Origin of the sequence: Novosphingobium sp. B-7 (genome assembly GCF_000410615.1) — a bacterium.
GTDB classification, from domain to species: Bacteria; Pseudomonadota; Alphaproteobacteria; order Sphingomonadales; family Sphingomonadaceae; genus Novosphingobium; species Novosphingobium capsulatum.
The window spans coordinates 1-7,289 of the sequence record NZ_APCQ01000024.1; the positions used below are offsets into that span (position 1 = coordinate 1).

Annotated in this window: 6 protein-coding genes; 4 read left to right on the forward strand and 2 right to left on the reverse strand. The window is 66.7% G+C overall.

All coding sequences use genetic code 11. The annotated features are described in order from the left end of the window. Both H926_RS0100400 and H926_RS0100405 read right to left on the reverse strand, forming a co-directional pair. Window positions 1-816: chloride channel protein (locus tag H926_RS0100400; protein WP_022674533.1), on the reverse strand; the 816-nt coding region annotated here is incomplete at its 3' end. Window positions 817-861: 45 nt separating this feature from the next. After that, the gene (locus H926_RS0100405) at window positions 862-2,262 is read right to left on the reverse strand and encodes a glycoside hydrolase family 130 protein (protein WP_022674534.1); all 1,401 of its coding nucleotides are present in this window, start codon (window positions 2,260-2,262) and stop codon (window positions 862-864) included. A gap of 152 nt (window positions 2,263-2,414) precedes the next feature. Between H926_RS0100405 and tkt the strand changes: the two genes are divergently transcribed. The 4 genes from tkt to H926_RS0100425 all read left to right on the forward strand — a co-directional run. Beyond that, the gene (gene tkt / locus H926_RS0100410) at window positions 2,415-4,514 is read left to right on the forward strand and encodes a transketolase (RefSeq protein WP_028657384.1); all 2,100 of its coding nucleotides are present in this window, start codon (window positions 2,415-2,417) and stop codon (window positions 4,512-4,514) included. A gap of 53 nt (window positions 4,515-4,567) precedes the next feature. Beyond that, entirely contained in the window at window positions 4,568-5,554 is a 987-nt protein-coding gene (gene gnd, locus H926_RS0100415; protein ID WP_371256210.1) for a phosphogluconate dehydrogenase (NAD(+)-dependent, decarboxylating), read from the forward strand. A gap of 168 nt (window positions 5,555-5,722) precedes the next feature. Next, a complete protein-coding gene (locus H926_RS24850; RefSeq protein ID WP_237740948.1) occupies window positions 5,723-6,805 on the forward strand; it encodes a PLP-dependent cysteine synthase family protein in 1,083 nt (360 codons plus the stop codon). Between the two features lie 85 nt (window positions 6,806-6,890). After that, window positions 6,891-7,289, forward strand: a 399-nt coding sequence (locus H926_RS0100425) for an aldehyde dehydrogenase family protein (RefSeq protein WP_028657385.1), incomplete at its 3' end; no start/stop codon positions are given.

Genomic DNA, 7,289 nt, shown 5'->3' on the forward strand with positions numbered 1-7,289 from the left:
CACGCGATAGAGCAGCCACGACAGCGCCGCCGCTTCCAGCCCGACGACCAAGCCCAGCGCCAGGGCACCGGCCAGGCCCAAGATTCCCGGCACCGGGGCCACGCCAGGCGCCAGGGCAAACATCGGCCCAGCGCCCAGCAGCAGCGGCCGCCAGGCATGGGCCACCAGCACCGCCATCACCACCGGCACGAAGCTGCGTGGCTTCCATTCGAACAGCAGCACTTCCACCGCCAGCAGCACGGCAGCGAGCGGAGTGGCAAAGATCGCGGTCATCCCGGCTGCGGCGCCCGCCACCAGCAGTGTCTTGCGCTCGGCCGCGCTGAGATGAAAGCACTGCGCAAACAGCGAACCGATCGCCCCGCCGGTCATGATGATCGGCCCCTCCGCGCCAAACGGGCCGCCGCTGCCGATCGAAATGGCCGACGACAGCGGTTTGAGCAGCGCGACTTTGAGCGAGAGCCGGCTTTCGCCATAGAGGATCGTCTCGATCGCCTCGGGAATGCCGTGGCCCCTGATCTTGTCAGAGCCATAGCGCGCCATCACGCCCACGATCAGGCTGCCCACCACCGGCACTGCCACGATCAACACGCCCAGATGCGCGTCACCGGGAACGACCGGCGCCGTAAACAGCCGGCCAAACCAGAACAGGTTGGTGGCGATGGCAATCAACCGCATCAGCGCCCAGGCACCCAGCGCGCCGCCGGTGCCCACCACCATGGCCATCGCCGCCAGCACCACCATGCGCATATCGGCGCTGTGATCGGCCTTGCGCCAGCGCGGCGCGGCCCATTCGCGGGATGATGTGTGATCTGCCATGGCGTTCTCCTCGGCGCCGGCAGTTATATCGCAATACGATATAGGTCAATCCATCTCCGCCAGCAGTGGATCGAGATCGCAACTGACAAAGCTCGCGAAGTTGTCGGCAATGCCATAGGGCACCAGCAGGCGGCGGCCGAGCACCAGGCTGCCGCAGCTATAGACGACGTTGGGCACATAGCCGTCGCGCTGCTCCGGGCCGGGGCGCAGCAGTGGTAGGCGCGCCCGGCCCATCACACGCGATGGGTCATCACGATCGAGCAGCACCGCGCCGATGGTGTAGTTGCGCACCGGGCCCACGCCGTGGGTCATCAGCAGCCAGCCCTCATCGATCTCGATCGGCGGGCCGCAATTGCCCATCTGCACGAATTCCCAGACATGGCGCGGGCAGACGATCCGCTCCGCCTCGTCCCAGTGCCACAGGCTGTCCGATCGCATCAGCCAGATGTTCTCGTTGTCCTGCCGCCCGATCATGGCATAGCGCCCGCCCACCTTGCGCGGGAACAGCGCCATGCCCTTGTTCACCGCCACGCGCCCGGTCAGGGTGCGAATGTCGAACCGGCGGAAATCGCTGGTCGAGAGCATCTGCGTGCGCCCGGCCACCCCGTCGAACGCGGTAAACGTGCCGTGATAGCAGGCCGTGCCATCGTCCTGCGTGAACTGCACCAGGCGCAGGTCTTCCAACCCGCGTGCCTGCGCCGCCGTCATCGGAAAGAGCACGGCTTCCGACACGTCTTGCGCGCTATCGAAATGCAGGCGCAGTGCGGTGCCATCCTCGTCCTGCGCATCGATGCGCGGCGAGGCGGCCAGTGGCGCGGGCGGATCGATCGTCACCCCGGCAGCGCCGTCCCAGCAGCCGGTGCGGAAGGTGATCGAGGATACGTGCCCCTCCCCAATGCCACGCAGCGCGCAGATAAAGCGCATGCCGCCGGGCGGCGCGTCGCTTTGATCAGGCGCCGGCACGATCGTGGGATTGAACAGGGCCGCCGCCTCGAACGCGTATTCCTGCAGGAACATGCCGCCCACCAGCAGGCGCTGGCCGATGCCCAGTTGCGCGGTCTGCGGGGCGATGGCGGTGATCTCGCTCACCCGCCGCTCCAGCGTGGCAAGTACATCGCGATGCCGCGCGTCGAGCAGTTCCTTCATATAGGCCAGCGCCTGGGTCACCGCATCCTCGTCAAGCCCGGCAACGCGATCGACGATGGCGCGCACGCGGTCACCCGGCTCTTTGCCAAAGCCTTCGGGATAGGCCAGATCAAACGGGCGCAGCACGGTGCGCGTGGCATCGGGTTTTAGCTGGACATGCGCACGCTGCCAGAACCCAACGATCGGCGGCGGCAGCACCGCCGCATCAACCCGCGCGCGCAAGGCATCTTCATCGCTCAGGCTGTCGTTGGGTCGATCGGCAGGGGGCATCACGGCATCCTTCTTGTCGGCAAGCGCCATGCCGCAACAAACGCCGCAGCGCGGCACAGGCTCCTGCACAAAAAGGCAAAAAACACAGTTGGCCCACCACGCCCGCGAAACCGGGCACGCCCTTGGTCGTTGCTTGCCTCATACCCCGCGCGCCGCAGGCCGCCCTATCGGGACATCCCTTGATGACAGACAGCGCCCCAACCTTTCACCCCCCGGCGGCCGACATGCAGTCGCACGACGATCGCCTGGCGATCGACACGATCCGCACCCTGGCGATGGACGCCGTGCAAAAGGCCAATTCGGGCCATCCCGGCACGCCGATGGCGCTAGCGCCGGTGGCCTATGCCCTGTGGCGCGATGTGCTGCGCACCGATCCGGCCTGCCCCGATTGGCCCAACCGCGATCGCTTCGTGCTGTCGGTTGGCCACGCCTCGATGCTGCTCTATGCCGTACTGCATCTGGCCGGCGTGGAAGAAATCGACGCCCATGGCGCCAAGACCGGCAAGCCCGCCGTCAGCCTGGCCGATATCGAGCAGTTCCGCCAGTTGGACAGCAAGACCCCTGGCCACCCCGAATACCGCATGACCACCGGGGTGGAGACCACCACCGGCCCGCTGGGCCAGGGCGTGGCCAATTCTGTTGGCATGGCGATGGCCGAACAGAGCCTGGCCGCGCATTTCAACCGCGATGAATTCCCGCTGTTCGATCACAACGTCTATGCCCTGTGCGGCGATGGCGACATGATGGAGGGGGTTTCGGGCGAAGCGGCATCGCTCGCCGGGCATCTGCGCCTCTCAAACCTGTGCTGGATCTATGACAGCAACACCATCTCGATCGAAGGGTCGACCCAGATCGCCTTTACCGAGGATGTCGGCGCCCGCTTTGCCGCCTACGGGTGGCAGGTGCTGCATGTCGATGATGCCAACGATCTGCCGGCCCTGCACGCCGCATTCGCGCGCTTTCGCGAAACCACCGACCGGCCCACGCTGATCATCGTCCGCTCGGTCATCGGCTGGGGCAGCCCCCGCGCCGGCAGCGCCAAGGCCCATGGCGAGCCGCTGGGCGAAGACGGCGTGCGCGCCACCAAGGCCGCTTATGGCTGGCCTCAGGACAAGGCGTTTTACGTGCCCGTTGGCGTGAAGGAGGCGTTTTCCGGCGCGATCGACGCGCGCGGCCGCCCCTTGCGCGAGGCGTGGGAGGCGATGGTCGAACGCTATCGCGCGGTCTATCCTGCCTTGGCCAAGGAACTGGACCTGCTGCGCGGCGGACGCCTGCCCGAAGGCTGGCAGGATGCGCTGCCCAGCTTCCCCGCAGATGCCAAGGGCATCGCCTCGCGCGAGGCGGGTGGCAAAGTGCTCAATGCGCTGGCGCCGCATGTGCCCGCGCTGATCGGCGGCGCGGCGGATCTCTCTCCCTCGACCAAGACCGAGATCACCGGCGCGCCCTCGTTCTCGCCAGACGATCGCGCCGGCCGCAACCTGCATTTCGGCGTGCGCGAACATGCCATGGGCGCGATCGCCAACGGCATGGCGCTGTCATACCTGCGGCCCTACACCGCCACGTTCCTGGTCTTTGCCGACTATATGCGCGCACCCATTCGCCTGGCCGCGATCATGGAAGTGCCCACGGTGTTTGTCTTCACCCACGATTCCATCGGCGTGGGCGAGGATGGCCCGACGCATCAGCCGATCGAGCACCTGGCCACGCTGCGCGCCATTCCCGGCCTCGACACCATCCGCCCCGGTGATGCCAATGAAGTGGCCGTGGCCTGGCGCCTGGCACTGGAAAGCACGCACACCCCCACCGCACTGATTCTCTCACGCCAAGCCATTCCCACGCTCGACCGCAGCGAGATGGCCAGTGCCGACGGCGTGGCGCGCGGCGCCTATGTCCTGGCCGATTGCCCCGGCGCCGGTGATGCCGATCCCGAGGTCATCCTGATCGGCACCGGCTCCGAACTGCCGCTGGTGGTAGAGGCCTGGCGTGCCCTGTGCGAACAGGGCGTGCGGGCCCGCGTGGTATCCATGCCCAGCTGGTATCGCTTTGAAAAACAGGATGCCGCCTGGCGCGAAAGCGTGCTGCCGCGCGCGGTTCGCGCCCGCGTGGTGGTGGAACAAGCCGGCTCGCTGGGGTGGGATCGCTATGTCGGCATGGATGGGGCGATGGTTACCATGTCCACCTTCGGCGCCTCGGCCCCGCTTGCCAAACTTCAGGAAAAGTTCGGCTTCACGCGTGACAACGTCGTCAAGCTGGCGCACGAGGCCATCGCGAAAAGCCGCTGAGCCGTCCAGGAACCGGCGCTGGCTCGCGGCCGGATTGAAAAGTTCGACAGGAGATTGCTTGCATGCGTGTTGCCATCATCGGCTTGGGCCGCATGGGCGCCGGGATTGCCCGCCGCCTGATGCGTGCCGGCCATGAAATCGTTGCGTTCGACGTGGCCAAGGAGGCCGTTGCTGCCCTCGCCGAGCATGGCGCGATTGCCGCTACCTCGCTGGAGGATGCCGCCACCAAGTTCGAGGGCCAGAAGGTGTTCTGGGTCATGCTGCCCGCTGGCGAGATCACCGAAACCACCATCGCCCAACTGGCCGATCTTGCCGCCCCTGGCGACATCCTGATCGACGGCGGCAATTCGTTCTACAAGGACGATATCCGCCGCGCCAAGGCCTTGGCCGACAAGGGCATCGCCTATGTTGACGTGGGCACGTCTGGCGGCGTCTGGGGCTTTGACCGCGGCTTCAGCATGATGGTTGGCGGGCCGGCAGAGGCCGTCGCCGCGATCGACCCGATCCTGGAATCGCTGGCGCCGGGCATGGGTACGATCGAGCGCACTGCTGGCCGTGGCGACGATGCCGACCCGCGCCCGGAAAAGGGCTATCTCCACGCCGGGCCGGCGGGCGCGGGCCACTTCGTCAAGATGGTCCACAATGGCATCGAATACGGCATGATGGCCGCCTTTGCCGAAGGGTTCGATATCCTCAAGGCCAAGGCATCGGACAAACTGCCCGAAGACGAACGCTTTGACCTCAACCTGCCCGACATTGCCGAAACCTGGCGCCGCGGCAGCGTGGTCGCTTCCTGGCTGCTCGATCTGACGGCAGACGCCCTCGCGCGCGACCATGCGCTCGACCAGTTCTCGGGCAACGTGGCGGATTCGGGCGAAGGCCGCTGGACGGTCGAAGCCGCGATGGAAGAAGCGGTGCCGGCCTACGTGCTCTCGGCTGCGCTGTTTGCCCGCTATCGCAGCCGCATGGAAACCACGTTTGGCGACAAGGTGCTGTCGGCCATGCGTTATGGTTTTGGCGGCCACGTCGAACCGAAATGATCGGGTAGCACCTCCCTTGCAAAGGAGGTGCGCCAAATTTAACGATCGTGCATCGGGATTGCACACCCACGCCAATGCACCGTAATCTTTGCAACCCCCTGCCCTGTCCCCGCTGCTATGGTGCGAGCGGATATTGAGGAGGGGGTTTTTGCAATGCACGCACGGCAGATGGCAACGGTCGGAATGGACAAGGCGCCGCGCCGCTGGGCCGATTGGGCGATCGCCCGGATCGAGGCAGACTATGCCCGCAGCGCCGATACCCACCTGATCCCGCTCGATCTGCCTGCGCTGCCCGGCGTTGCCATCTACCTCAAGGATGAAAGCAGTCACCCGACCGGCAGCCTCAAGCATCGGCTGGCCCGCTCGCTGTTCCTGCACGCGCTGTGCAGCGGCTGGATCGGCGAAGGCACGACCGTAGTCGAGGCCTCGTCCGGCTCCACCGCCGTATCGGAAGCCTATTTCGCGCGCATGCTGGGCCTGCCGTTCGTCGCGGTGATCCCGGCCACCACCGCCGCCGAGAAGATCGCCGCGATCGAGGCGCTGGGCGGGCAATGCCACAAGGTGGCCGATCCCACCGCCGTCTATGGCGAGGCGCAGCGCCTCGCCGATGAGCGCGGCGGCCACTACATGGACCAGTTCACCTTTGCCGAACGCGCGACCGATTGGCGCGGCAACAACAACATCGCCGAAAGCATCTTTGCCCAGATGCGCCGCGAGCCTGCCCCGATCCCCACCTGGATCGTGTGTGGTGCCGGCACGGGCGGCACTTCGGCCACGTTGGGCCGCTTCGTGCGCTATCACCGCCATGCCACGCGCATCTGCGTGGCCGATCCGGCGCATTCGGTATTTCACCGCCACTGGCACGATCGCACCATCGTGCGCAAGGATGGCGCCTGCAGCGTGATCGAGGGGATTGGTCGCCCGCGCGTGGAACCCTCGTTCGTGCCCAATGTGATCGACCGGATGGAAGTGGTCGAAGACGCCGCCTCGATCGCGGCGGCGCGTGCGCTGTCGCGCCATCTTGGCCGCCGCGTGGGTGGATCGACCGGCACCAACCTGATCGCCTGCGCGCGGCTGGCGAGCGACATGGCCCGTGCCGGCCAGCACGGCTCGATCGTCACGCTGCTGTGCGATTCCGGTGAACGCTATGCCTCCACCTGCTTCAACGATACCTGGCTGGCACAGCGCGGCCTGGATATCGCCGATGAAGAGGCACGGATCACGGCCTTTCTCGCGCACGGGCAATATTGATGGTAGCGCAACCAAACTGAACACCCTATCTGCCGTGACCAGACCGCGCGGGCTGCCGCGCACAACGGCAAAGGAACTTGCGCCCATGAACGGTGCCTATCTGATCGGCGGGGAAAACCGCACCAGCAGCGAAACCTTCACTGGCGTGGCCGCCGCCACCGGCCAGGCGCTGGACGGCGATTTTGCCGTGACGCCGCTGGCCGATATCGCGCAGGCCTGTGCCCTGGCGGGCGCGGCATTCGATACCTATCGCGAAACCACGCCGGCCGCGCGCGCTGCATTCCTGGAAGCGATTGCCACCGCGCTGGAAGCCCGCGCCGAGGCAATCATCGCCCGCGCCATGCTGGAATCCGGCCTGCCGCAGGGCCGGCTGGCGGGTGAACTGGGCCGCACCACCGGCCAGCTCCGGCTATTTGCCACGGTCGTGCGCGAAGGCACCTGGGCCGGCGCGATGATCGAGCCCGCCCTGCCCGATCGCCAGCCC